A 24,479-nucleotide genomic window follows, 5' to 3' on the forward strand; every position below is an offset into this window, starting at 1 on the left:
AATCATTCCGCCGGCTCCGCTCGTGCGGCGCTGGTGTACGACGAGTGTTCCCGGATGTCGGCCTGGTCACTGCCGACTACCCGAAGGACTCGCCGACGGGATGCTCATGGGAACCAATTGTTCACCCATTGCCTCGGTTCCCGCGCCATTCGCCGTGTTCGGCGTGGCGGATGTGACTGATGGTGCGACGCCGGATGGTGTACCTGCGTCGTCGGATGCCGCCCGCGTGCCCGACGGGTCGGAGGCCGAGCGCGGAGCAGTCGAGTCCGATGCCGCTCGGGGCGCGGTCGTCTGCGGCTGATTGCGCACCTGCAACGGGTTTCGGGCCTCGGAATCCGCCGATTGCGACGTGCCCTGTGAGGTGGGTGGATCGAGTGGTGCAACCGGGTTGCCCTGTGCGGGAGCGGGAGTGCCGACGACTTGAACCGAACCGTCCTCCGCCACCACGATGCGCGCAGCGCCTGCGGCAGGGACCATCCCCAACTCGGCGGCTTTACGCGCGAGTTCCGGTGCGGAATCCGCCAATTCGACATCACGCTGCAGCGACGCACGTTCCTGAACGAGACGCTCGTTCTGGGCCTTCGCATCGCTCAGTACATAGGAGTCACCGGCAGATCTCGTCGTCAACAGCAGCGTCAAACCGAGACCGAGGGACAGGAGTCCGATCACCAACGCGACGAACGGAACTCGCGCACCAATGGACGCGGACATCGTCCTCGCTGCCGCATGTCCGCTCGATGCAAGCTCCACCCCGCGCGAGGACGCGCGTTGTTGACGACGCTCGTACGCCCGCGATGCCGCGCCGGAGCGACCCGAGCCGACACCGCGGCGCTGGCGCCGTGTGGTCGGTGACGAAGTCGAGGTAATGGTCATCTACGATCTCCTCGCAATTCGCTCGGCCGCGCGCAGGCGCACCGGTGCCGAGCGCGGGTTCTCCTCGATTTCTTCTTCCGACGCGCGTTCCGCCCCCTTGGTCAGAAGACGAAACTCGGGTCCCATCCCGGGTAGCTCGACCGGAAGCCCCTCGGGGCTGCGCGATTTCACGCGGGGCGTGAGCTCTTTCTTCACCACGCGGTCCTCGAGCGACTGGTAGGACATGAACACGACACGTCCTCCGACGGCCAACGCATCGAGTCCGGCGGGTACGGCCGTCTCGAGCGAGTCCAACTCACCGTTCACCTCGACCCGCAGCGCCTGGAAGGTGCGCTTGGCGGGATGACCTCCCGTTCGCCGCGTCGCGGCCGGAATTGCCGAGTAGAGCAGTTCGACGAGGGCCGCGCTCGTGGTGAACGGGGTGGTTTCGCGACGTTTGACGACAGCCGACGCGATACGTCCGGCGAATCGTTCTTCACCGTACGTGCTGAGCACGCGGGCGATGTCGCCGTGCGAGTAGGTGTTCAGGACGTCCGCCGCAGTCAGCCCGACCGTCGGATCCATCCGCATGTCGAGTGGGGCGTCCACCGAGTAGGCGAATCCGCGGTCCGCTTCGTCCAGCTGCATCGAGGACACTCCGAGGTCGAACAGAATGGCGTGGACCGAGTCCTGCGGCGCGAAGCCGGATTGCTCGAGGGCGTCGGCAATTCCGTCGTACGTGGTGTGCACGAACGAGGTTCGATCCGAGAACTCCTCCAGCCGCCGGCCGGCACGCGCGAGCGCGTCCGGATCTCGATCGAGGCCGATCAGATGCAGCGTCGGATAAGTACGCAAGAAGTGTTCGGAATGTCCGCCGAGGCCGAGCGTCGCATCGATCATCACAGGTGTGAGACCTGACGCGTGAGCTGCGGTGAGGGCGGGTCCCAGAAGTTCGTCCGCGCGTTCGAGGCGAACGGGGATGTGTTTCGGCTGAGGCCGGTCGACGGATTCGTCGCCGTCGGGAGCGCTGTCAGAGGCGGCTGACGATTCGCCTTCCACGATGATTCCTCCCGGTTCGTGCGTCTGCGCGGTGGTGCGTCGAGATCGCGCATCGATCGATGGTGTGGACGAATGCCTCGAGGTCCCTGTCCGATAGGAACCTGACGTCGGGGAAGTACGTCAGGGTCCTGATCTTCGAAACCTGGCGTTGGGGAAGAACGTCAGGGTTCTGATCGGGCAGAGGCCTCGCGGCACTCGGCGGTTGATCCGGGCGGTTACTGGCTTCCTGCGGTTACAAGATTCCTTCCAGGGATGCATCCACTGCATCCGAGAAGCTCTGCTCACCCTCGGACGAGTAGCGAGCCCAGGCTTCTTCGTTCCAGATCTCGATGAACTCGATGGATCCGTTCACGACGACGTTGCGTTCCAGACTCGCGTAGCGCCTGTGGTCCGAGCTGAGCATGATGCGGCCCTGACCATCGAGCTTCTGCTCGTCCGTGCCCGCACCGAGCTGCCTGATGTACGAGCGCGCAACCGGATTGGAACGAGATGCTTCGGTGAGCTTTCTTACCTTTTCCGCGAACGCTTCCTGGGTGTAGATCGCGAGGCTGTGGTCTTGACCTTTGCTCACCATCACACCCTCCTTCAGCGCATCCCGGAACTTCGCCGGCAACGTGAGCCGGCCTTTCTCGTCGAGCTTGGGCGTGTAGGTACCGAGGAACACTCGACACCTCCCGCTCTCGCTGCTGCCACCACATTACCCCACTTTCCTCCACTTTCAATCCATCGGGAGGAATATTTTTGGGATCTACCCCAATTTCCGCAGGTCAACTTGGTGGTTGATTGTGGGGAAGCGTATCGGCACGAATCGACAATTGTCGACCTACACAGAGCCCGGAAAGTGACGATCAAGCGAAAGGCCAGGTCAGGAGGTCCCGAACGTCAATGGATCGGTCATCGACAATGATGGTGGTTGAAAGTGGGGATTACGCAGTTCGCTCCCCCACGCGGTGGGGAGAAGTGGGTGACGAGGTTCTGATTTATCCTCGACAAGGCCAGATGGCACCCCATGCGGGGCGCCGGCCATACGCAACCGGGACATACGAAAGCGGTGCCCACCCATTCGGGTGAGCACCGCTTCTGTGGTGATCTGTTGTCTCTGAATCCAGGGCTTTCCGGACTGGCTGCATCCGGCTTTGCTGCATCCGGCTTTGCTGCATCCGGCTTTGCTGCATCCGACTCAGCTGCGCAGCGCCTTCGACATCGAGACGGAGATAACTAGTCCTGTTCGAATCGCTTCCGGAAACGATCTTCCATACGGGAAGTGAAACCGCCGCCGCCCTTGCGGCCGGACTTGGGTTTCGGTCCCGAACTCTTGGGTCCGCCCGAGCCAGTCGCTTCGGACTCCTCCTGTGACGCAGCAGCGCCCTTACGAGACCCACCGAGTAGGAACAGCACACCGGCACCGAACATGAAGACGAAGCCGACGAGACTGATCACCGGGAAACCACCGGGCTTGAACGGCAGCGCCAGCCCGGCGATGAGCAAAACTAGTCCCAAGACGAACAAAGCGGCCGCCTGGAAGCGACGTTTGCTCGAAGCCGTACGCATACGGCCGCTTCGCACGTGAGAAGCGAACTTGGGATCCTCGGCGTAGAGAGCGCTCTCGATTTGATCGAGCATGCGCTGCTCGTGCTCGGAGAGTGGCACGGTACCTCCCCCTGCACAGATATTAGAAGTCATTCCGGGTGCGAAACGACGGGAAGCTGACTCTGGCGGCTACCTGTCATCGATAATACGAGGTGAATCGACTGCTTACCACCTACTCGGTCCATGTGTTCCTGAGAATGTCCGAAGTTTCCCTGCGCAGACCCCTGACAGGACGCATGCGGACCCGACCACTCGGACCCTCCGGCGCACTGAACTTCGACGAAAGGCAACACGACCGCGACAGAATCAGCCCTCACGCCGACATCGATCGAGGCGGCAGGACTGCCCGATCGAGCCGTGAATCCGCGCCGATGAAATCCTCCACCACATGCAGGAACCGGCCGACTTCGCGATAGAACGAGTCAGCGACGTCCTGATCGATGGAGCGAGACACACCGGCCTGCAGTGCCGCTCGCAGCGACGAGTAGCTCGCGAAATACTCCGCCCAGGCTTGAAGTTCCGGCTCGGCTTTTGCCAGCAGTACCCACGCACTGCGTGATCTTGCTCGCGTCGAGGGCGCAACTTCCAGAATCGCGGCCGCTCCACGGAGGGCCGCCATGTAGCAATCCAGAAATTGGTCCGCGACCGACTCGGCGCCGAGGGAACCCGACAGCAAGGCATCTGCCCGGCCCAGCAGTACGCGAGCACGCGGCGACACCGGCGGACGCACATCACCACGGAGAACCTTCGTAGCCATACTCGAACACCTCCCGATTGCATTCGCCGTTCGTGACCGCAATTTCCGAAACGACCGGACGTCGACGACGATCTAAGGTCAGGGATCCAGCGAGCCCCGCTTCCCTCGGGGTCATCGCCGGATCACCGACATCGAACATCCGTTCGACATATTCAATATAGCTGTGCCCACCGACAAGTCGTCAAGGAAAGGTTGAGAACAGTCGCTACCGACGCGGAACCGACCCCGTACCTGGTCGATCTGTCCGCCCGAGAACTCCGTCGTCGCCTTCCCGAAGCGCTGGCGATCTACGTCGAGGCAATGGGTTACCCGCAAGGCACGGAGTATCACCGCGCCCCGATGTGGTCCGAGCACGTCCTCCGCCCCGGATGGTGCGCTGTCGGTGCAGTCCTGCCCACGCCCGACTCCCCACTGGTCGCCGTCGCGTACGGGTACAAGGGTGCTCGGCATCAGTGGTGGCACCAGCAGGTCAGGGACGGTCTGCGTAGATCCGGCGCCGATGACGAGTACGTCGACTCTGTCCTCTCGGACTATTTCGAATTGACCGAGCTGCACGTGTCCCCACATGCACAGGGACACGGACTCGGTCGCGCACTCACGCGCAGACTCCTTCGCGGCCGCCCGGAAAGCGGCGTGCTGCTGTCCACTCCGGAAGTGGAGAACGAGAACAACCGCGCGTGGCGCCTGTACCGAAGTCTCGGTTTCGGGGACGTACTCCGCAACTTCACCTTCGCGGGCGACCGACGACCGTTCGCAGTTCTCGGTCACGCACTGCCCTTCGAAACGGACGAACCGCTCGAACGGTGACGATCTATACGCTGGTGCCGTGATCGATGTTCTCGTAGTGGGCTCAGGCCACAATGCCTTGACTTCAGCGTGTTACCTGGCCGACGCCGGCCTGTCCGTCGAAGTCGTGGAGAAGGACACGATCGCAGGTGGTGGCGTGTCGTCCGCCGAGCGCTTCCCCGGCCACCGAGTCGACCGTGGCTCGTCTGCTCACATCATGGTTCGGCATACCGGCGTCGTCGAGGAACTCGGTCTGGCCGACCACGGTCTGGTCTACGTCGATTGCGATCCGTGGGCGATCGCTCCCGGCGCACCTGGTACGGACGACGAGGCCATCGTGTTTCGTCGCGACCTCGACGCCACCTGTGACTCCATCGCGCGGTCGTGCGGTGCTGCGGATGCGATGGCGTATCGGACGTTCGTCGCGTCCTGGGGGCCGCGCAGCGCACGCACCATGAAAGCGTTCTCGGCGGCGCCGACGGGAGCCAATCTGGTGCGCTCCTTCTGGGGACTCGATGCGCCGGACGGCGGGAGTGCTCTCTCCCGTGAGTTCCTCACGACCGGGGACGCGCTGCTCGACGCCACGTTCTCGTCGGAGAGGCTGAAAGCTGCCCTCGCATGGTTCGGTGCGCAGTCCGGCCCGCCGATGTCGGAACCGGGCACCGCGCCCATGGTTGGCTTCGCGGCGCTGATGCACACACTTCCACCCGGTCGCGCCGTCGGAGGAAGCGGCGCGTTGACCGAGGCGATGATCTCGAAGCTCGTCGCCACGGGAGGTCAGCTCACCGTCGGTGACGGCGCCGTCTCAGTGGCGCGGTCCGGCGACGGGTGGACGACGCGCACGGAATCGGGTCGGTCGATTCGCAGTCGCACGGTCGTCGCCGGCTGCCATGTTCTGACGACTCTGGACCTGCTCGACGCTGGAGGATTCGATCGTCGACGAACGGAGGCATGGCGACGAGGAATCCGCGTCGGGCCCGGCCTGGGAATGGCGGTCCGACTGGCCACCTCCGCCGTGCCGCAGTATTCCAGTGCACCCTCGGTGCAGGACGGTACCTCCGGTCTGCAGTTGCTCGTGCACGATCGCCGGCAACTGCGCCGTGCGCACGGTCACGCCCTGGCAGGAGATCTGCCGCCCGAGCCTGCCGTCCTCGGGATGTCGTTCACCGCAATCGAACCGAGCGTGGCACCGGAGGGCGAGCACCAGGTGTCTCTCTGGTCGCAGTGGCATCCGCACACCCTGTCCGACGGACGGCGATGGCGTGCGTCGGACACCGAACGCGTGGCGACGGATCTTGCGGAGACCGAAGCCGACCGCATCGTCGAATCGCTCGAGTCATACGCGCCCGGCTTCCGCGACACGATCCTGCACCGTTACGTCCAGTCCCCCACCGACATCGAGCGCGAACTGGGAATGATCGGCGGGAACATCATGCACGTGGAGATGTCCTTGGACCAGATGATGATCTGGCGTCCGGTCCCCGAACTCGCGGGCCATCGTGTGCCCGGTGCACAGGGGTTGTACCTGACGGGCGCATCCACCCATCCCGGCGGCGGCGTGTCCGCGGCCAGCGGACGGACGGCCGCGAAGATCGCGTTGTCCGACCATGGCGGCGGCCGTGTCCGAGCGTGGCTGGGACGGAAGCGGCGATGAACAGATTCGTGTGGATCCTCGCCGGAAGTGCAGTGACGGCGCAGATCGTCTATCCGCTCGTGAGCGGCTCGAACCGCGATGTCGTGACTGTCGCCGTCGTCGCGCTGCTCGCGGCGTCCGCTCTCGCGCACGCCGCGATCACCCGGGGCGTCAAGTGGGCGGCAGTATTGTTCGTCACCACGGCCGGGCTCGGTATCGCTGCCGAGATCGTCGGCACCGCAACCGGGTTCCCGTTCGGCTCGTACTTCTACGCCACGAGTCGACTCGGCCCGGACATCCTCGGTGTTCCCGCGGTGGTGCCGTTGGCCTGGACGGCCGGCTTCTACCCCATCTGGTGCGCGGTCTCGCTTCTGCTGCACCGTGTCCGTCCAGATCAGCGAGCGACGCTGCACCGGATCGTCATGACGGCGGTCGCAATGGTCGGTTGGGACCTCTACCTCGACACCCAGATGGTCACGGACGGGCAGTGGACCTGGACCTCGCCCATCGCCGGACTCCCCGGGATCCCGTCGATTCCGGTGACGAATTATCTGGGCTGGTTCGTCGTGGCACTGACGATGGCCGTGATCGTGGAGTTCGCCGGAAAGTCGGTGATCCGCACGGATCCGCCTCGTCTCACCGATTCCGCACCCATCGTCCTGTTCATGTGGACGTGGCTGGGCTCCGCCTTCGCGCACGCAGTCTTCCTCTCCGGTCCCGAATTTCGATTCTCCGCGATCTACGGGTTCGTCGTCATGGGGACCGTCGGCGTACCCCTCGTGTGGACGTGGACCACCCGATCGAGGCGAAGGACGATCGACACGGCGCGGTGATCGCCACCGTGCGTCGTCGACCGGCCTGGTTCTCTGGCACGATGTCGCTGTGCAGTCGACATCACGCGAACGTAGTACTCGTAGACGGAACCGCATCGCGAAGGTGCTCGCGCTCACCCTGTTGCTCGCGCCGCTACTGACCGGGTGCCTCCGCGCCCAGGTGTCGATCGGTGTGTCCGCGGACGATCGGGTGTCCGGTCAGATCGTGGCCGCGACGATTCCCACGTCGGACACCGACACCGGCCCCCAGTTGGTCGCACCGTCGACTCTTGCCAGCAAGATCCGCATCCAGGAGTACCGCCAGGACGGATACGTGGGCACCGAAGCTCGATTCAACGATCTGTCCTTCGGAGACGTGCAGACCCTCGGCCAGATGTCCGAACAGGCAACGGGCAGCTATCAACTGGTGCTCCAGCGCGCTGGGGACACCGTCACTCTCGACGGCAAGGCCGATCTGCAGAACGTTCCCGCTCAGGGCACGGACGTGCAGTTCACCATCGCGTTCCCGGCTCGAATCGGAACCACCAACGGAACCCGTGAGGGCGACAACATCATCACCTGGAAGTTGCCGGCAGGTGAGGTCACGTCGATGCGCGCCGAGGTCAACTACCCCGACCCGAACACGCGCAGTTTCGCAGGATGGGCAGGAATCGTCGGGGGCGTCACCGTCGGCATCGCAGCGATCGTCGGCGCCATGGCGTGGGTGACACGCAATCCTCCCGTGCGACGCGCACCGTCGTCCGTGTGACCGATTTCCGCGACGCGGTCAGGCGGGCGACGGCGGCCGGTGCGGCGCTTGCCGGTGTCGGCGCGGCGACGACTGCCGTCAATGCTCTGTCGATGAGGTCGCTGCGTCGGCCCACATCCGATGTTCCCGGCTCCGTCGCCGTGTGCATCCCTGCGAGAAACGAGGTCGATCTGATCTCGGCACTCGTCGCCGATCTGCGGCAGCAGGTCCACTGCCCCACACTCCAAGTGTTCGTTCTCGACGACGGGTCGACGGACGGCACGTTCGAGGCCGCCGTCGCCGCCGCTGATTCCGATCCACGGTTCCACGTCCGCCGCTCGACGACGGAACCGCCCGCGGGCTGGACGGGCAAAGCGGCCGCCTGCCACACGCTGGCGGGGCAGGCCCTGGCGGGCAGGCCCGACTGCATTGCGTTCGTCGACGCCGACGTGCGACTGTCGGCCGGTGCGATCGCCGCGGCTGTGTCGGAGCTCCGACGCGGGCGCACTGCCCTTGTCAGTCCGTGGCCACGGCAACAGGCAGACAGTTGCGCCGAGCGCCTCGTGCAACCACTTCTGAGTTTTTCCTGGCTGTCGACGCTGCCGGTACGGGTCGCCAATGCCTCGACGAGGCCGTCGACCGTCGTCGCATGCGGTCAATTCCTGATGTTCGACGCCCGCGCGTATCGGGATATCGGGGGGCACGAGTCGGTCGCGAGCAGCGCCACGGAGGATCTGGACATCGCCCGGGCGCTGCGCAGATCCGGGCACCGTACGGCCGTCGTGTTGGGCGGTGAGCTGGCGCGGTGCCGGATGTACGACGGTTGGTCCGATCTCCGTGAGGGATACAGCCGATGGCTGTGGAGTGCGTTCGGCGGGCCGGTCGGTTCCACTGCTGTTCTGGGTGCGGCTGCACTCGCGTATGTACTGCCACCCGTTGCTGCAGTGTTCGGCTCGGGCCGCACCCGTAGGTGGGGCCTCGGCGGTTACGGCGCGGCCGTGGCAGCGCGTCTCGTGGCCGACCGAGCCGCGTCCGGGGTCGTCGGTTCAGGAGCTGTTGCGGCGGCGTTTGTTCACCCGGTGTCCGTACTCCTCTACGGCGCACTGACAGTCGACTCGTTCCTCAGATCGAAGACCGGTTCGATCACGTGGAAGGGTCGTCCGCTCTGACGAGTGCGCCGGGCACGGACTTCCGAGAACCGGTGAGTCCTAGACCCTGGCGGCGCACAATCCGAGGTTGGTGAGTACCTCGCGCGTGGCCTTCGCGAAATTCAGGGTGATGAAGTGCAGCGCCGGTGCGCCTTCCGCGATCAGCCGCTCACCGATCTGTGTCGCGAGTTCGATACCCACCTCGCGCACCGCCGCCCTGTCCTCTTCCGGACCGGTCCCGGCCGCTGTGGTGAAGCGGTCGTCCAGTGCTTTCGGCAGCGCGGACCCGGACAGCGCCAGAGCTCGCCGCACCGTGCGAAGCGACGTGATCGGCATGATCTCCGGCACGATGGGCTTCGCCCCCTGCTCAGGATCGAACGCGACCACCCGATCACGTAAGCGGAGGTAGTCGTCGACATCGAAGAACATCTGCGTGATGGAGTACTCGGCTCCTGCACGGAGCTTGTTCACCAGAACCCGAGTGTCCTGTTCCAGATTCAGCGCACGGTAATGGCCTTCGGGGAACGACGCGACGCCGACGTGGAAGTCGCCCAGCTCTCGCACGAGCGTGACCAGCTCGTCCGCGTACTCGACACCGTCCGGATGCTTTTCCCAGTCGCCGAGCGGATCACCGGGCGGGTCACCACGAAGGACCAGGATGTTGGAGATTCCACGGTCCGCATAGGAACCGACCATCGACCGCAGCTCGTCCACACTGTGCGACACGGCGGTCAGGTGCGCCACGGGCAGTAGCGTCGTTTCCTCGGCTATCTGGCCGGTGACACGGACCGTCCGATCCCTGGTGGACCCACCCGCCCCGTAGGTCATCGACACGAACGCAGGCTGCAGCTGCTCGAACTCACGCACCGCGCGCCACAAGCGCGCTTCACCTGCTTCGTCGCGAGGAGGTGAGAATTCGACGGAGAACGGAATTCGGGCCGCGCCGTCGCTGCGCAGCCGGTCCACGATCGACGGCGTTCGCGTTACGAATCCGTCGCTCGACCGCCCCCTGACGGAATCAAATGTCACCGGGACATCATAGATTCCCGCCTGGGGTGTTGCGCGGGAAGGTCGCGCGCGTGCGAATCGGACGCGGACCGCTACTGTTGAAACCGCAGCCTGCACGTTCGGATCGACTGGAGGATCTTCTGTCCGGGAAAACGACCACGCCCAGCACCGTCGACCTGACGACCGTCGACACCCCCGCCGGCACACCGGGCGACTCCGCTGGTGCCACCACACCTCGCGAGTTGGTCGAGACCGCTCTTGCAGAGTTCTTCGAATCCCGTCGTGATCAGGTTGCAGCCGTGGGCGGTGGTTACGTCTCGGCGGTCCACGACCTGACCGAATTCGTTCTCCGGGGCGGCAAGCGCGTTCGCCCGTCGTTCGCGTGGACTGCCTGGCTCGGCGCGGGCGGGCAGCCGTCGGGCGATGCGGCGACGGCGGTGATCAAAGCATGCTCGTCGCTCGAGCTGGTTCAGGCGTGCGCGCTGATCCACGACGACATCATCGACGCCTCCACGACGCGCCGCGGTTCCCCGACGGTGCACGTCGCTCTCGCCGATCGCCACCGGTCCGCCGGCTGGGCAGGCTCGTCGGCCAGGTTCGGTGAATCGGCTGCGATTCTGCTGGGCGATCTCGCCCTGTGCTGGGCGGACGACATGCTGCGCGAATCCGGAGTCGATGCCGACGCCTCCTCACGCGTGTCCCCCGTGTGGTCGTCGATGCGCCTCGAAGTGCTCGGCGGACAACTTCTCGACATCGAGGCCGAGGCAGGGTTGGACGAGTCCGTCGAGGCGGCGATGCGCGTCAACCGCTACAAGACGGCGGCATACACCGTCGAACGGCCTTTGCATCTCGGCGCCGCCCTCGCCGACGCCTCCCCGGAGCTGATTGCCGCGTTCCGTTCGTTCGGCACCGACATAGGCCTGGCGTTCCAGCTCCGCGACGACCTGCTCGGCGTGTTCGGCGATCCCGCCGTCACCGGCAAACCGTCGGGCGACGACATTCGTGAGGGCAAGAGGACCGTCCTCATGGCGGTCGCGCTGGCCGATGCGGACGCGCAGTCCGCCGCGCTGATTCGCACGTCGCTCGGTGATCACGAGCTGTCCGAGGAGCGCATCGGCGAGGTACGGACGGTGTTGACCGACCTGGGCGCCGTCGACGACGTCGAACGCAGAATCTCGGATCTCACCGAACGTGCCTTCGTGACACTCGACAACAGCGACTGCGAGCCCGGTGCGGCCGAACAACTGCGGCGCATGGGTACAGCAGCAACACAGCGGCAGTACTGACGTACACGCTTCGATACACCTGACGAAAGGCTCACGTGCGCGCCATCAATGGACCCACGAACTCGGTGGTCGTCGTAGGAGCCGGATTGGCCGGTCTCTCTGCCGCACTGCGTCTCCTCGGTGCGGGACGATCGGTCACGGTGCTCGAACGCGAGCAGTCCGTCGGCGGCCGGGTCGGCATCTATCCGGTACAGGACGAGGACGGATCGCACCTGTACGACATCGACAACGGGGCCAGCGTGCTCACGATGCCCGACCTCATCGAAGCCGCCCTCGCCGCCGTGGGTGAGACGTTCCAGTCCGTCACCCCGGCGATCGAGCTCGAATCGTTGGCGCCGAGCTACCACACGCGCTACGCCGACGGCACGTCCATCGACGTCTTCGCCGACCCGGAGGTGATGGCCGCGGAGGTGGAGAAGAAATGCGGCGCTGCCGAGGCCGAGGGGTATCGATCCCTGCGCCGCTGGCTCGCTGCAATCTTCGACTCGGAGTTCGATCGGTACATCGACTCGAACTTCGACTCTCCCCTCGACCTCGTCTCGTCTCCGGCGGCTCTACGGGACACGCTTACCCTCGCCCGTCTGGGAGGGTTCGGCAAGCTCGGACCCAAGGTGGATCGCTTCCTGAAGGACGACCGCTTGCGTCGAGTGTTCACCTTCCAAGCCCTGTACGCGGGGATGGCGCCTGCGCGGGCACTCGCCGTCTACGGCGCGATCGCCCATATGGACACTTCGCTCGGGGTGTACTTCCCCGCCGGCGGGATGGCGACGATCGCGGCGGGGATGGCCGATGCCGTTCGCAAGCACGGCGGTTCCGTCGTCACCGGCACCGAAGTCGCGGACATCGTGGTCACCGACGGGCGCGCGACGGCGGTGATCACGTCCGACGGCACCGAGATTCCATGTGATGCACTCGTCCTGACGCCCGACCTCCCCGTCGTCGACGCCCTGTTGGACAGAGCGAACGTCACCCGGGCGGGCCGACGCCGTGGCTACGGTCGGGTGTCGCCGTCGGCGGTGGTCTTCCACGGCACCGTGCCCACGTCGGTGACCGCGACATGGCCGTCCGAGTCGCACCACACGATCGATTTCGGTGCGGACTGGGCGGCGACCTTTCGCCGTATCACCGCTCGTTCCGGGCGTGGTTCGCTCATGAGCGACCCGTCGCTGTTGATCACTCGGCCCTCGGTGTCCGATCGGTCGCTGCTGGTTCAGCGGGGTGGAACGGCGTGTGAGCCGGTGTCCGTACTCGCCCCGTGCCCCAACCTGGACAGCGCACCATTGGACTGGGCACGCTTGCGTGACCCCTATGTACGGGAGCTGGGGATCGAGCTGGAGCGCCGCGGCTACCACGGGATCCGGTCGATGACGATCGATCACATCGACACGCCCCAGACGTGGGCCGATCGCGGGATGGTGGAAGGATCGCCGTTCTCCTCGGCTCATGTGTTCCGTCAGACCGGCCCGTTCCGACGCCGGAATCTCGTGTCCGGGCTCTCGAACGTCGTGCTGGCCGGTTCCGCGACCACGCCGGGTGTCGGCGTGCCGACGGTACTCGTGTCCGGCAAACTGGCCGCGGAGAGAATCGTCGGAACACCGTGACATCCGCCCGAGTCGCGGGATGGTTCGGATCGCCCGAAATCACCAACTAAACTGACTGCGGCCATCGGCGCGGTGCTTCGTGTTCACCGTCCGGACCACAGTCGCTTGAAGTCCGCGACACCGAGAGGAGGATGACAGCAACGATGTCCCCGGTTCAGGGTTCGGCCCCATCCGAGAAACCCGGCGACAGCACCGTTTCGAGCCCTGCGTCCTCCTCGGGTGCGGCAAGTGACTCGAGGATTCGACACCTGGCTTCTTTCCTGCGTAGTCCGGAAGGCCACGCTGCCGTCCTCGGCGTCGTGGGCGCGGCGCTCATCACGTTCGGAGGTTTCGGCGCGGGCAGTGTCCGGCGCCGCGACCCGTTGCTCGAAGCGATGCACCTGTCGTGGCTACGATTCGGCCACGGTCTGATCATCTCCAGCATCATCGTGTGGGTTGGCGTCGTTCTGATGATCGTTGCCTGGGTCCGGCTGGGCCGCGCGACGCTCGGAGGCCGCACCTCTTTGCGAGAACTGCGCTGGGTTGTCCCGGCCTGGACTGCACCGTTACTGCTGGCCGTACCGATGTTCAGCCGCGATGCCTACTCGTATCTGGCGCAGGGGGCGCTGCTACGCGACGGTTTCGACCCCTACGCTGTCGGCCCGGTCGCCAATCCCGGCATCCTGCTGGACAACGTCAGTAACGTGTGGACCACGACTACGGCACCGTACGGGCCACTGTTCCTGCTCCTCGGACAGGCCATCACGAGCGTCACCGGCGACAACGTCATCGCGGGCACCATGCTCCTGCGCATCACGATGCTGCCGGGACTCGCTTTGATGATGTGGGCCGTCCCGCGTCTGGCGTCGCACCTCGGCGGCAAACCCGCGATCGCGTTGTGGCTGGCCGTCCTCAACCCCCTCGTTCTCATCCACCTCATCGGCGGCGTTCACAACGAACTGCTGATGGTTGGATTGATGACCGCCGGAATCGTGTTGGTTCTGGAACGAAAACACGTCGCCGGGGTCGCACTGGTCGCAATAGCGGTCGCGATCAAGGCAACAGCCGGTCTGGCGTTGCCGTTCATGGTGTGGATCTGGATGATTCACGAACGGGAGAAGGCCGTCGCGGAGAATCGTGCACCGTCCTCCCCCATCGTGTCGTTCGCGAAGACGGCAGGAACCGGCGCAGGAGTGTTCGCCGCAGTGTTCGCGATCGCATCGGTCGTGGCCGGTGTCGGAATCGGGTGGCTGACGGCGTTGTCCGGCTCTGCCAAGATCATCAACTGGCTTTCCTTGCCGACGATCCTCGCGCATCTCGTCACCGTCAGCACGTCGTGGTTCCTGGATCTCCGTCTCGGCCCCGTCCTCGAAGTGACACGAATGCTGTGTGCGCTCGCGCTGGCAGTCATCATCGTCGGAACCTGGTGGTTGTTCCGCCGAACCGAACGGGACGCGGTGAAGGGCATCGTCATCGCGCTCGTCGCTATCGTCGTTCTCTCCCCCGCCGCTCTGCCGTGGTACTACTCGTGGCCGCTGGCGCTCGCGGCCGGTTTCGCGTTGTCGACCAGGACGTTGATGGTTCTCGTGGGGCTGTCCACCTGGTTGATGCTCGTGTTCCGGCCCGACGGATCGATCGGGCTGTACACGGTTGCGCATGTCGCGCTCGCAACCTTCGCGGCAGTGGTCGCGGCAGTGTCACTGACTCGGGTGGATCCGCTCCGGTTGCGCGGACACCCCGAGAAGCGAAGTCCGAAGACGACGTCCGAGCTCGACACGACGGACCGCACGAGTACGGCCGACCATGGGTGAACTCGACGCGATCGACCCAGCGCTGCACGACGCATACCGCCTGTGCCGGGATCTCAATGCCCGCCACGGTAAGACGTACTTCCTCGCGACGAGGCTTCTTCCGGTCGAGAAGCGCGCTGCCGTGCATGCTCTCTACGGGTTCGCGCGCATGGTGGACGACATCATCGACGTCGACGTCGACGGGTCTCTGACCGAAACGGACACGGCTGCAACGTCTCTGGCGCCCGCGGACGAACGTGCGGCTGCCTCCGTCGACGAGCTCGAACTGCGAGTGACGGCGGCTCTGAACGGCGAGCAACTCGGCACCGGTCCGTCGGACATGGTCCTTCGCGCCTTCGTGGACACCGTGAACCGGTACCACATCGATCACGAGTACTTCCGTGCGTTCTTCCATTCGATGCGCATGGACATCCCGGGCACCGAGTTCTTCAAGGCCCGCTACCGGACCATGCCCGAACTTCGTGAATACATGTACGGGTCCGCGGCCGTCATCGGCCTCGAGATGCTGCCCATTCTGGGCACCGCCGTCGACGGTGCGGAGGAGCCTGCCGCTGCCCTCGGCGAAGCCTTCCAGCTGACCAACTTCATTCGGGACATGGGCGAGGACCTCGACCGAGACCGGATCTACCTGCCCACCGACGAGCTAGCGGCGTTCGGCGTGGACGAGGATCTTCTTCGGTACTGCCGTCGGGAGAAACGAACCGATCCGCGGGTGGACCGCGCGCTTGCCCACTTGATCGTGCACACCCGTGCGATCTACCGGGTCGCGGATCCAGGGATCGATTTTCTCGATCCTCGGGTGCGCCCAGGTATGCGGACCGCGTCGCTCCTCTACAGCGGAATTCTGCGCGAGGTCGAGGAGAACGGCTACCGAGTGCTGTTCGAGCGCGCGCGGGTGTCGCGCGGACGGAGGCTGTCGGTGGCGGCGCCGAGGCTGCTCGCCACCGGGTGGATCAACCTCAGAACGCCATCGCCTGCGCGCGTCTGATCACCTCGCGCATGAGGTGACCGTGCATCGCGTCGATAGGCCGACCGGGGAGGCTGTCGTCGGCCTCGAACAGCCACTTCAGAATCTCCTCGTCCTCGAATCCGCCGTCGTGGAGAACGGCGAGCAGTCCGGGAAGTCCTTTGACGATCTCGCGGCGTTCGGCGTCGAGAAAGACCTCGGGTACGCCGGGGACGCGTTCACGCTTGACTGCCAGGAGCTGGCGGTCGCGAAGCATCTGCTCCACCCTCGACTTCGGAACCTCGAGGATTTTGCTCACGTCCGTCAGCTGTAGCAGCGATTCGGACGGATCGAGGACGTCGCCTGAGTAAGGGATTGTGCTCACTGCAGTAACGTTAACTGCTTCGGTCTCGTATACGAAAAACGCCCGTACCGCGCACGAACGCGGGCCGAGACGACGTCGGTGCTCGGTGCGGCCGAGACGAAGTCGATACCAACCCTGGCTACCATCACGTAGGCAGCGCCCACTTTTTCCACAGGAGGTAGACGAGGTGATGTGGAAAGATCTGCATGGATCCGTTTCGACGGGTTCGTTGCTGGATCGGCGCTACCGGATCGACGCGCCCATCGCACGTGGCGGAATGTCGACCGTGTACCGCGCACTCGACACCCGGCTGGACCGACCGGTCGCAGTCAAGATCATGGACCCCAAGTTCGCCGAGGATCCGCAGTTCGTCGCCCGGTTCGAGTTCGAGGCGAGGGCCGTGGCCAGGCTCAACAATCCGGGCCTCGTCGCTGTGTACGACCACGGCCGAGACGGAGAGTTCGCGTTTCTGGTCATGGAGTTGGTGGAGGGCGGAACCCTGCGCGAACTTCTCCGTGAGCGTGGGCCGATGCCGCCGCACGCGGCTGCCGCGGTGGTCCGACCGGTTCTCGACGCCCTGGGTACCGCTCACCGTGCAGGCCTCGTTCACCGCGACATCAAACCCGAGAACATTCTCATCTCGGACGGCGGGGACGTGAAGATCGCCGATTTCGGCCTCGTTCGAGCCGTGGCGGCCTCGAATGCCACGTCGAGTTCCGTCATTCTGGGCACAGCCGCCTATCTCTCGCCCGAACAGGTGACGACCGGGTCCGCCAATGCGGGCAGCGACGTGTACGGCGTGGGTGTCGTCCTGTTCGAGTTGCTGACCGGGCGTACCCCCTTCAACGGTGACACGTCCCTCTCGATCGCGTACCAGCGGATCGACAACGATGTTCCCCATCCCAGCGCATACATCGCGGGTGTGCCGCCGGAATTCGACGAGCTGGTGGCCCGCGCCACCGATCGAGACCCGGCCTCCAGGTTCCAGAACGCCGACGAGATGGCACGTGCGCTCCGCGTGGTGTGTGGACGGTTGGAACTGCCCCCGTACCGCGTGCCTGCGCCGCGGCGTTCGGCCGAACATCGCAGTGCTGCAGCGTTGGGTGCGCCCACCACGTTCGCCGGCGAGCGCCCCGCCGCCGAACCACCCACCCAGGTGGTGTCGTCCACGCCCCCACCGGATGCTGTGGTGCATCACACCCGCGTTCAGACTGCACCGACGTATCGCGGCGACGCTTCGGGACCGACCGTCGACGACGACTCGGCCGATGCCACACCGTCGCGCGCACTGGGTCGCCGCGAGTACCAGTTCCCCGACTTCGATGCCGACCGGCAGCGTTCGCGCCGAGCCATCGTCATCTGGCTGACCATCGTCGCGCTACTGGCGGTCGCCGTGGGAATCGGTGGTTGGTGGATGGGATCGGGCAGATACACCTCCGTCCCTGAAATCGGCGGATTGGATCTGCAGAGCGCACAGAGCACGCTCGCGGCCGCGGACCTGGAGAACACCGTCCAGGGCACCTACTCGGACACCATGCCGGTCGATGCTCTGATCGGCACCGACCCGGCCTCCGGTTCACGGGTGGCGAAGGGCGACACCGTCGACGTGCTCGTGTCGCTGGGCAAGCCGACCGTTCCGGACATCACGTCGAACATCTCGATCGGTGACATGCAGGATCTGTTGCGTGAGCGAACTTTCGAACCGGTCGACGGCGGTGAGGCATTCAGCACCACCGCACCCGTCGGCGGGGTCGCGGCGTTGGACCCGGCGCCGGGAACCACACTCGCCGTCGGCGACACCGTCAAGATCCTGCGTTCCAAAGGCGCACCGCCGGTGGAGGTTCCGGACGTGAACGGCCTGACAGCCGAGGAGGCGACGGCAGCGCTCGCCGCCGTCGACATCTCGGTGTCCGGCACCCAGGACCAGTTCGACAAGGACGTCGACGGCGGCCGCGTCGCGGGTACGTCACCGGAGATCGGCACGTCCGTCACCGCGGGAAGCAGTGTGGAACTGCAGATCTCGAACGCGGTCTCGGTGCCGTCCCTGCTCGGACGATCCGTCGGCTCGGCACGAGAGACGGTTCAACGGTTGGGCTTGGACGTACAGGTCCGTCAGGTCTTCGACACCGACGGCTCACTCGTGGTGTCGCAGACCCCGGGACCTGGATCCAGAGTGGCCCCGGGGTCGACGGTCACCGTCGTGTCGTTGCCCTGATGCGGCGGTAGTTCAGCCGCGCAGCATCTCCGCGACCAGGAAGGCGAGTTCGAGCGACTGCTGAGTGTTGAGCCTGGGGTCGCACGCTGTCTCGTAGCGCCCGGCCAGATCCAGATCCGAGATCTCCTGAGCGCCACCGAGGCACTCGGTGACGTTGTCCCCGGTCAACTCGACGTGCAGTCCACCCGGATGCGTTCCGAGCGCGCGGTGGATCTCGAAGAAGCCCTGAACCTCGTCGACGATTCGGTCGAAGTGTCGAGTCTTGTATCCCGTCGACGCCTCGTGCGTGTTGCCGTGCATCGGGTCGCACTGCCAGATGACCTGGTGTCCGGTGGCCTGCACCTTCTCGATAATGGGCGGCAGTAGCTCACGGACCTTGCCGTTGCCCATCCGCGAGATCAGGGTGAGCCGGCCGGGCTTGTTCGTCGGGTCGAGGCGTTCCACGTATTCCACGGCCATGTCCGGCGTGGTGGACGGCCCGATCTTCAGCCCGATGGGATTGTTGATCAACTCTGCGAGCGCGATGTGCGCCCCGTCGAGCTGACGGGTCCGGTCGCCGATCCACAGGAAGTGCGCGGACAGGTCGTACAGCTTGGGATGCTCGGCGTCCGCGTTGTCCAGCCGCAGCATCGCGCGCTCGTAATCCAGTACCAGTGCCTCGTGACTGGCGAAGATCTGCGCGGTTTCCAGGTTGGGATCCTTGACACCACAGGCGTCCATGAACCGCAGACCGCGATCGATCTCCCCCGCCAACGCCTCGTACCGGGCACCGGCAGGCGAGTTCTGGACGAACTCGCGGTTCCAATCGTGCACCTTGTGCAGATCTGCCATACCTGCGCCGGTCAGGGCGCGCACGAGGTTCATCGCAGCGCTCGCGTTGGCGTACGCGCGCACCAGACGGGACGGATCGTGCTGGCGGACAGCCTCGTCCGCGACGAGGGAGTTGACCATGTCACCGCGGTAGGACTTGAGCCCCAGCGCGTCGACATCGGCCGACCTGGGCTTGGCGTACTGGCCGGCGATCCTGCCTACCTTGACCACCGGCAGGCTTGCGCCGTACGTCAGAACGACCGCCATCTGCAGCAAGGTGCGGATGTTGCCCTTGATGTGCGGCTCCGTGTTGTCGACGAACGTCTCCGCACAATCACCACCCTGCAGCAGGAAGGCCTCACCCCGCGCGACCGCGGCCAGCTGGTCCGACAAGGACTCGACCTCGCCGGCGACGGTGATCGGGGGAACGCTCTCGAGCACTTTCCGCATGTCGGCTGCCTGCGCCGAATCCCACGACGGCTGCTGCGCCGCCGGCCGTGCGAGCGCGTCGTCGAGTTGCTGGCGCAACGTCGACGGCAAGGGCGGCAGGTCGGGCAAGCGGTCGATGGGTACGTCGACAGTCCAGTTCACCGGTACAGGATATTCGCACCGATACCGGTGCCGGCGTCGGGCTCCCCTGTCCGCCGCCGTGTCAGTTCGACGCGTCCTCGACGGCCCTGTATTTGGCGAGATTGTGTCGGGCGTCGGCCAATGCGTCGTGTGCATCGTCGGGAGCGGGAGGCAGATACGGACTACCTCTGTCCTCCCAATGTTGACGAAGCTCACGAGTGAATCGCGGCAGCGATCGAGGCAGCTCGGTCATCGATCCCCAGAGTTGGCACAGCGCGACATGGTCGTATGCGGCGACCCACGCCCACAGTTCCACCTCGGCACCCGGGTGAGGCACCAGAAATTCCAGCAGCTCGTCGCGGATTCTCGCGCGACTCTTCCACAGCGGCGACGAGTACGGTGGCAGCTTGGGGAGGACGTTCCGGCGGACCCACTTGCCCGCCCGCTCGGGATCGAACTCGGAGGACACGGCGTAGAACTCACGTCCGTCCTCGGAGACCACAGCGATCGAGACCAGCTCGATTGTGCGACCATCCTCGATGAACTCGGTGTCGTAGAAGTAGCGCACGCTTCGAAGACTATCGGGCAGCCACAGGGTCGGCGTGAGTGGAGCCTGTGGAATGAACCAGGCTCAGCAGTGAGTGGAGCCTGCGGAATGAACCAGGCTCAGCAGTGAGTGGAGCCTGCGGAATGAATCGGGGTGGGTGCCACACACCGTCGAGAATCGATATCGAGCACGCAGAAGGAACACGATGCTGGAAACACCAGAGATCGACGCGGATTTGTCGGCGGGATCGACGCGACGTCGTCCGTCGCCGTCGATCGTCGTAGTGTGCGTGATCATTGCCGTCGCAGCGTTGGCAGGCATCGCGTACAACATTCTCGGCTTGCCGGGGCTGCGTGGCCTGACTCCGCTCGGGAATTATTACCGCATCGACCTCGACGTCTATCGAATCGGTGGCGGCGTGTTCGCTTCCGGTTCGCCGTTGTACGGGCAGATGCCTCCGACTGCGCTGGGAAATACTCTTCCCTTCACGTACCCGCCTATTGCCGCTGTTCTGTTCAGTCCGTTGTCCGCTGTCAGTCTGTACTGGGCGAACATCATCGTGACGAGTGTGTCGCTGGTGTTGCTGTTCGCCACCATCGTGCTGACGTTGAGGTCGCTCGGCGTGCCTGCCTCGATGTCGGCGTGGAGAGAACAGAAACTGCCGAGCCATGTTCTGCTGTGGTCCGCCGTCGCCGTCTTCGCTGCTGCGCTTCTGCTCGAACCGGTGTTCTCGACTCTCGACTACGGGCAGATCAACATCCTGTTGATGGCGTTCGTCACCGCCGACTGCCTGCTTCGTAAGACTCCGTGGCCGCGCGGACTCCTCATCGGCTTCGTCGCCGCGGTGAAGCTGACACCTGCCGTTTTCGTCCTGTACTTCCTGCTCCGCAAGGACTTTCGTGCCGCCGTCGTGGCCGGTGTCAGCTTTGCCGCGTTCACTGCACTCGGATTCCTGATCACGTTCTCGGACTCGGTGACCTACTGGACCGACACATTGATCGATTCCGACCGAATCGGTCGGCCCGCGTACCCCGCGAATCAAAGCATCACCGGTGTGCTCGCGCGCTTCGGACTCGACGATTCGCTTCGCTCGGTTCTCTGGATCGCACTGTCCTGCTGTGTCCTCGCGGTAGCGGCGCTTGCGATGCGACGAGCCTTCTCGGCCGGGCAAGGCGCACTGGCCCTGGGAGTGAACGCGATCTTCGGTCTGCTCGTGTCCCCGGTGTCCTGGTCTCACCACTGGGTGTGGGTGGTCCCGTTCATGATGGCCCTGACTGCACTCGCCTACCGCAGGCGTAGCTACCTGACGTTCGCGCTCGTCGGCGTCGGCATTGTGTTGATGCACTTCGCGCCGCACTGGCGACTGGCACCCGGCCGCTACTCGGGGCTCGGGTGGCCGCTGTGGGACCAGGTAGCGGCGTCGTCGTACGTCCTTTGGGGAGCCGCTGCTCTCGTCGTCGTCTTCGCGCTGCTGCGCTCGCCCGGAGTCGGTCGAACCCCTTCTGCGTCCTGACGACCCGCAGAACACTCAGCTCGCGCGGGTATCCGGGATTCGCTCGGAACCTGCGACGGCGGAGTCCTCGGGCTTCTTCTTCATCGACGCCGCGTACACGTCCACGTACTCCTGACCGGACAGCAGCATCAGGTCGTACATGACCTCGTCGGTGACCGCGCGCTCGACGAAGCGGTTGCCCGCCATACCGTCGAAGCGCGAGAAGTCGATGGGCTTACCGATCTTGATGGTGATCTTCGCCGGACGCCACATCTTGGAACCGATGGGGTTCATCTTGTCGGTGCCGATCATCGCGACGGGAACAACCTGAACACCGGTCTGCAGAGCAAGCCGCGCCATACCTGTCTTGCCCTTGTACAGACGACCGTCGGGCGAACGGGTGCCCTCGGGGTAGATACCGAGGAGCTTGCCCTTGCCGATGACTCGCGCGCCTGCATTCAACGCGTCCTGCGCAGCATCCGCTCCGGTCCGGTCGATGGGGACTTGACCGACCGCGGTGAAGAACCACTTCTGGAATGCGCCCTTGAGCCCGTGTCCGGTGAAGTACTCGCTCTTCGCGAGGAACGTGATGCGCCGCTGCACTTTCAGCGGCAGGTAGAACGAGTCGAGAACCGCCTGATGGTTGCTGGCGAGGATCATCGGTCCTCGCGCAGGAATGTTCTCGAGGCCCTCTATCGTCGGCCTACCCAGTGCAACCAGAAGCGGACCGATGAGGACGTACTTGAACAGCCAATACCACATGGCGTCCTTCCTGGTGAGACCAACGATGTCGAGTATCGGGTGCAGAGGAAACTGTACCTATCGTTTATGACGCCAGCCACAGATAGTGCGCACACGGGAGAAGCATCACAGAACCGGACCGTGAGGTCGCATCCGGACAGTCGGCGCAAGGCCTCGCGTGCGTCAGCGTGACATTGTCGAGAACGCGCTTCGCGCAAGGTCGGCCGCACCGATCATTCCGGCGGCCTCGCCCAGCTGGGTGGCGCGGATGGTCGCGAGTGGGCGGTGCCCCGCACCCGTCACCAGGCGCGCACAATGCTCGGTCGCCTCGTTGAGGAATTGGCTGGACGACGTCGCCACTCCGCCGGCGATCACGATCAGATCGGGATCGTAGACATCGCTCACCATCGACAGCCCGACGCCGAGCCATCGCGAGAACTCGTGCATGGTGCGGATACCGATCTCGTCGCCGTCCTGGGCCGCCGAGGCGATCCTCCGTCCCGTCAGCGAACCGGGATCGAGAAAGACCTCGCGCGCCAGAATCGTCGACGAACCCTGATCTGCGGCAAGAAATTCGACGGCAGTGTCCACCAATGCCGTTCCGCTGCAGTACCGTTCCCAGCATCCTCGCTTGCCGCAGGGGCAGGCACGACCGTCCGGGACTACTTGGATGTGCCCGAGTTCCGGTGCAACACCGTAACTTCCGCGATAGATCTTGCCGTCGATCAGAAGCGCGGCACCGATACCCGTTCCGATGGCGACCATCACGACGTTGCGGCCGTCGGCTGCAGCACCGAATCGGTACTCGGCCCACGCCGCCGAGTTGGCGTCGTGCTCCAGCACGACGGGCAAGCCGATACGGTCGCTCATCCGTTTGGCTACCGGGCTACCCACCCACGGGAGATGCGGGGCGAATCGGACCGACGTCCGATCGGAATCGAGGAAACCCGCGACCGCCAGACCGACTGCCTCCACGGGGTGCCGAGTCGCGAGTTCGCGGACGACACGCTCCAACCCGCGCTCGAGGGCAGCAGCGGTGTGCGGCGTCGGCGACTGGGTGGAATCGATGACCTGACCGGACGCGTCGACTACGGACGCACGCAAACTGGTGCCACCGACGTCGATACCGATCGTGAGTGATTGACGCTGCCGTTTCATTGTCCGACCTTTCTCGGCCGCCCCCAACGGCTATCTCGAGCTTCCGCGCTTCGGCCACCCCTGGAACGGCTGTCCGTCAGTTCCCGGGCTTCTCGGTGGCCGCATCTTTCAAGGTAACCGTAATAGGTACGAACTTCGCTCGTCGAACTATCGGGTCTTCCGTGTCGTGCCCGACAGTGCTGTCCTCGCCGTGAGGCATGTCACCGGAGATGTCTTCCGCCGACGACGCCGCGGTGTCGCGCGCACCGGCGTAGCCCCCACCAGGAGCAGGGCCGCCCGCGTGCTCGGCCATGATCTGCCTCAGCAACGCCAGAACCGTCGCGCCCTCGGAGGCGAGCAGCGTCAACAGGTCGTGCTGCTCCCCTCGCAACAAGGCAGCCAACGCGCAGACCGGGCACCAACTGCATCCCTGCTTCGGTCGTTCGCTCTGCTCCTCGACAGCTTGACGGAGAACAGGTTCCAACCTCGTCAGCACCGTCTCCGCGAGCGACCACAATTCAGCCGCGACATCCGAATGGCGCTCGTTCACGTCGAACACACGCCTCGACGAGCGTCCCGCGCACTTA

The 24,479-nt window shown here is 65.0% G+C and carries 23 protein-coding genes; 11 read left to right on the plus strand and 12 right to left on the minus strand.

Features of this window, described 5'->3' with window-relative positions; all coding sequences use genetic code 11:
- Positions 1-66: 66 nt before the first annotated feature.
- The 5 genes from ACFULT_RS19995 to ACFULT_RS20015 all read right to left on the minus strand — a co-directional run bounded on the left by ACFULT_RS19995 (position 67) and on the right by ACFULT_RS20015 (position 4,258).
- A complete protein-coding gene (locus ACFULT_RS19995) occupies positions 67-873 on the minus strand; it encodes a hypothetical protein (RefSeq protein ID WP_255122951.1) in 807 nt (268 codons plus the stop codon).
- Complete coding sequence (gene rsmH / locus ACFULT_RS20000) at positions 874-1,833, minus strand: 16S rRNA (cytosine(1402)-N(4))-methyltransferase RsmH (protein ID WP_170945324.1); 960 nt, start codon at positions 1,831-1,833, stop codon at positions 874-876.
- A gap of 310 nt (positions 1,834-2,143) precedes the next feature.
- Positions 2,144-2,575, minus strand: a complete 432-nt coding sequence (gene mraZ / locus ACFULT_RS20005) for a division/cell wall cluster transcriptional repressor MraZ (protein ID WP_019665932.1) — start codon at positions 2,573-2,575, stop codon at positions 2,144-2,146.
- Positions 2,576-3,129: 554 nt separating this feature from the next.
- Positions 3,130-3,561 (minus strand): DUF3040 domain-containing protein, encoded by a 432-nt coding sequence (locus ACFULT_RS20010; protein ID WP_037109137.1) that lies wholly within the window; start codon positions 3,559-3,561, stop codon positions 3,130-3,132.
- A 253-nt stretch (positions 3,562-3,814) separates the two neighbouring features.
- A complete protein-coding gene (locus tag ACFULT_RS20015) occupies positions 3,815-4,258 on the minus strand; it encodes an SAV_6107 family HEPN domain-containing protein (protein ID WP_094721464.1) in 444 nt (147 codons plus the stop codon).
- Between the two features lie 192 nt (positions 4,259-4,450).
- On the opposite strand from ACFULT_RS20015, the gene ACFULT_RS20020 reads away from it, so the two are divergent.
- Genes ACFULT_RS20020 through ACFULT_RS20040 form a run of 5 tightly spaced genes read left to right on the plus strand, consistent with a single transcriptional unit; the run spans position 4,451 to position 9,406 of the window.
- Positions 4,451-5,065 carry an N-acetyltransferase gene (locus ACFULT_RS20020; protein ID WP_037109140.1) on the plus strand — a complete coding sequence of 205 codons (615 nt, stop codon included), beginning with the start codon at positions 4,451-4,453 and terminating at the stop codon, positions 5,063-5,065.
- A gap of 19 nt (positions 5,066-5,084) precedes the next feature.
- Complete coding sequence (locus ACFULT_RS20025; RefSeq protein WP_094721463.1) at positions 5,085-6,698, plus strand: NAD(P)/FAD-dependent oxidoreductase; 1,614 nt, start codon at positions 5,085-5,087, stop codon at positions 6,696-6,698.
- Positions 6,695-7,510 carry a carotenoid biosynthesis protein gene (locus ACFULT_RS20030; protein WP_170945319.1) on the plus strand — a complete coding sequence of 272 codons (816 nt, stop codon included), beginning with the start codon at positions 6,695-6,697 and terminating at the stop codon, positions 7,508-7,510. Before ACFULT_RS20025 ends, ACFULT_RS20030 begins: the two co-directional genes overlap by 4 nt.
- Positions 7,511-7,559: 49 nt before the next feature.
- Positions 7,560-8,258, plus strand: a complete 699-nt coding sequence (locus ACFULT_RS20035; protein ID WP_378482222.1) for an LppM family (lipo)protein — start codon at positions 7,560-7,562, stop codon at positions 8,256-8,258.
- On the plus strand, positions 8,255-9,406 hold the full coding sequence (locus ACFULT_RS20040; protein WP_378482223.1) for a glycosyltransferase: 1,152 nt from the start codon (positions 8,255-8,257) through the stop codon (positions 9,404-9,406). Before ACFULT_RS20035 ends, ACFULT_RS20040 begins: the two co-directional genes overlap by 4 nt.
- Before the next feature lie 39 nt (positions 9,407-9,445).
- Here ACFULT_RS20040 and ACFULT_RS20045 read toward each other — a convergent pair whose 3' ends face one another.
- On the minus strand, positions 9,446-10,414 hold the full coding sequence (locus ACFULT_RS20045) for a methylenetetrahydrofolate reductase (protein ID WP_170945318.1): 969 nt from the start codon (positions 10,412-10,414) through the stop codon (positions 9,446-9,448).
- A gap of 77 nt (positions 10,415-10,491) precedes the next feature.
- Here ACFULT_RS20045 and ACFULT_RS20050 point away from each other — a divergent pair, with 77 nt between their 5' ends.
- From ACFULT_RS20050 to ACFULT_RS20065, 4 genes are all read left to right on the plus strand, one after another.
- Positions 10,492-11,679 (plus strand): polyprenyl synthetase family protein, encoded by a 1,188-nt coding sequence (locus tag ACFULT_RS20050; RefSeq protein ID WP_378482273.1) that lies wholly within the window; start codon positions 10,492-10,494, stop codon positions 11,677-11,679.
- A 35-nt stretch (positions 11,680-11,714) separates the two neighbouring features.
- Complete coding sequence (gene crtI / locus ACFULT_RS20055; RefSeq protein WP_037109150.1) at positions 11,715-13,280, plus strand: phytoene desaturase family protein; 1,566 nt, start codon at positions 11,715-11,717, stop codon at positions 13,278-13,280.
- A gap of 143 nt (positions 13,281-13,423) precedes the next feature.
- Positions 13,424-15,070, plus strand: a complete 1,647-nt coding sequence (locus tag ACFULT_RS20060; RefSeq protein ID WP_378482224.1) for an alpha-(1->6)-mannopyranosyltransferase A — start codon at positions 13,424-13,426, stop codon at positions 15,068-15,070.
- A complete protein-coding gene (locus ACFULT_RS20065) occupies positions 15,063-16,058 on the plus strand; it encodes a phytoene/squalene synthase family protein (RefSeq protein ID WP_378482225.1) in 996 nt (331 codons plus the stop codon). The genes ACFULT_RS20060 and ACFULT_RS20065 overlap by 8 nt, the downstream gene beginning before the upstream one ends.
- Here the strand turns inward: ACFULT_RS20065 and ACFULT_RS20070 are convergent.
- Positions 16,030-16,401, minus strand: a complete 372-nt coding sequence (locus tag ACFULT_RS20070) for an Rv2175c family DNA-binding protein (RefSeq protein WP_019665946.1) — start codon at positions 16,399-16,401, stop codon at positions 16,030-16,032. The two genes, ACFULT_RS20065 and ACFULT_RS20070, sit on opposite strands and share 29 nt — an antisense overlap.
- A 169-nt stretch (positions 16,402-16,570) precedes the next feature.
- Here ACFULT_RS20070 and pknB point away from each other — a divergent pair, with 169 nt between their 5' ends.
- Positions 16,571-18,595 (plus strand): Stk1 family PASTA domain-containing Ser/Thr kinase, encoded by a 2,025-nt coding sequence (gene pknB, locus ACFULT_RS20075; RefSeq protein ID WP_378482226.1) that lies wholly within the window; start codon positions 16,571-16,573, stop codon positions 18,593-18,595.
- A 12-nt stretch (positions 18,596-18,607) separates the two neighbouring features.
- Here the strand turns inward: pknB and ACFULT_RS20080 are convergent, their stop codons facing one another.
- Together ACFULT_RS20080 and ACFULT_RS20085 are read right to left on the minus strand one after the other, a co-directional pair.
- A complete protein-coding gene (locus ACFULT_RS20080; RefSeq protein ID WP_019665948.1) occupies positions 18,608-19,996 on the minus strand; it encodes a class II 3-deoxy-7-phosphoheptulonate synthase in 1,389 nt (462 codons plus the stop codon).
- Positions 19,997-20,057: 61 nt separating this feature from the next.
- Positions 20,058-20,543: a polyadenylate-specific 3'-exoribonuclease AS gene (locus tag ACFULT_RS20085; protein ID WP_037109157.1), complete on the minus strand. Its 486-nt coding sequence runs from the start codon at positions 20,541-20,543 to the stop codon at positions 20,058-20,060.
- A 184-nt stretch (positions 20,544-20,727) separates the two neighbouring features.
- Here ACFULT_RS20085 and ACFULT_RS20090 point away from each other — a divergent pair, with 184 nt between their 5' ends.
- The gene (locus ACFULT_RS20090) at positions 20,728-22,035 is read left to right on the plus strand and encodes a glycosyltransferase 87 family protein (protein ID WP_378482227.1); all 1,308 of its coding nucleotides are present in this window, start codon (positions 20,728-20,730) and stop codon (positions 22,033-22,035) included.
- A gap of 15 nt (positions 22,036-22,050) precedes the next feature.
- Here ACFULT_RS20090 and ACFULT_RS20095 read toward each other — a convergent pair whose 3' ends face one another.
- From ACFULT_RS20095 to ACFULT_RS20105, 3 genes are all read right to left on the minus strand, one after another.
- Positions 22,051-22,776: a lysophospholipid acyltransferase family protein gene (locus ACFULT_RS20095; protein WP_378482228.1), complete on the minus strand. Its 726-nt coding sequence runs from the start codon at positions 22,774-22,776 to the stop codon at positions 22,051-22,053.
- A gap of 162 nt (positions 22,777-22,938) precedes the next feature.
- Positions 22,939-23,913 carry an ROK family protein gene (locus ACFULT_RS20100; protein ID WP_094721459.1) on the minus strand — a complete coding sequence of 325 codons (975 nt, stop codon included), beginning with the start codon at positions 23,911-23,913 and terminating at the stop codon, positions 22,939-22,941.
- Between the two features lie 76 nt (positions 23,914-23,989).
- A complete protein-coding gene (locus ACFULT_RS20105; protein ID WP_037109300.1) occupies positions 23,990-24,442 on the minus strand; it encodes a hypothetical protein in 453 nt (150 codons plus the stop codon).
- Between the last annotated feature and the right edge of the window lie 37 nt (positions 24,443-24,479).

Origin of the sequence: Rhodococcus sp. NPDC057297 (assembly GCF_042667435.1) — a bacterium.
Lineage (GTDB): Bacteria > Actinomycetota > Actinomycetes > Mycobacteriales > Mycobacteriaceae > Rhodococcoides.

Coding starts and splice junctions, on each gene's coding strand:
- ACFULT_RS19995 (WP_255122951.1), bottom strand. CDS start 873: ATGACCATTACCTCGACTTCGTCACCGACCACACGGCGCCAGCGCCGC.
- ACFULT_RS20015 (WP_094721464.1), bottom strand. CDS start 4,258: ATGGCTACGAAGGTTCTCCGTGGTGATGTGCGTCCGCCGGTGTCGCCG.
- ACFULT_RS20030 (WP_170945319.1), top strand. CDS start 6,695: ATGAACAGATTCGTGTGGATCCTCGCCGGAAGTGCAGTGACGGCGCAG.
- ACFULT_RS20060 (WP_378482224.1), top strand. CDS start 13,424: ATGTCCCCGGTTCAGGGTTCGGCCCCATCCGAGAAACCCGGCGACAGC.
- ACFULT_RS20065 (WP_378482225.1), top strand. CDS start 15,063: ATGGGTGAACTCGACGCGATCGACCCAGCGCTGCACGACGCATACCGC.
- pknB (WP_378482226.1), top strand. CDS start 16,571: ATGTGGAAAGATCTGCATGGATCCGTTTCGACGGGTTCGTTGCTGGAT.
- ACFULT_RS20090 (WP_378482227.1), top strand. CDS start 20,728: ATGCTGGAAACACCAGAGATCGACGCGGATTTGTCGGCGGGATCGACG.
- ACFULT_RS20095 (WP_378482228.1), bottom strand. CDS start 22,776: ATGTGGTATTGGCTGTTCAAGTACGTCCTCATCGGTCCGCTTCTGGTT.
- ACFULT_RS20100 (WP_094721459.1), bottom strand. CDS start 23,913: ATGAAACGGCAGCGTCAATCACTCACGATCGGTATCGACGTCGGTGGC.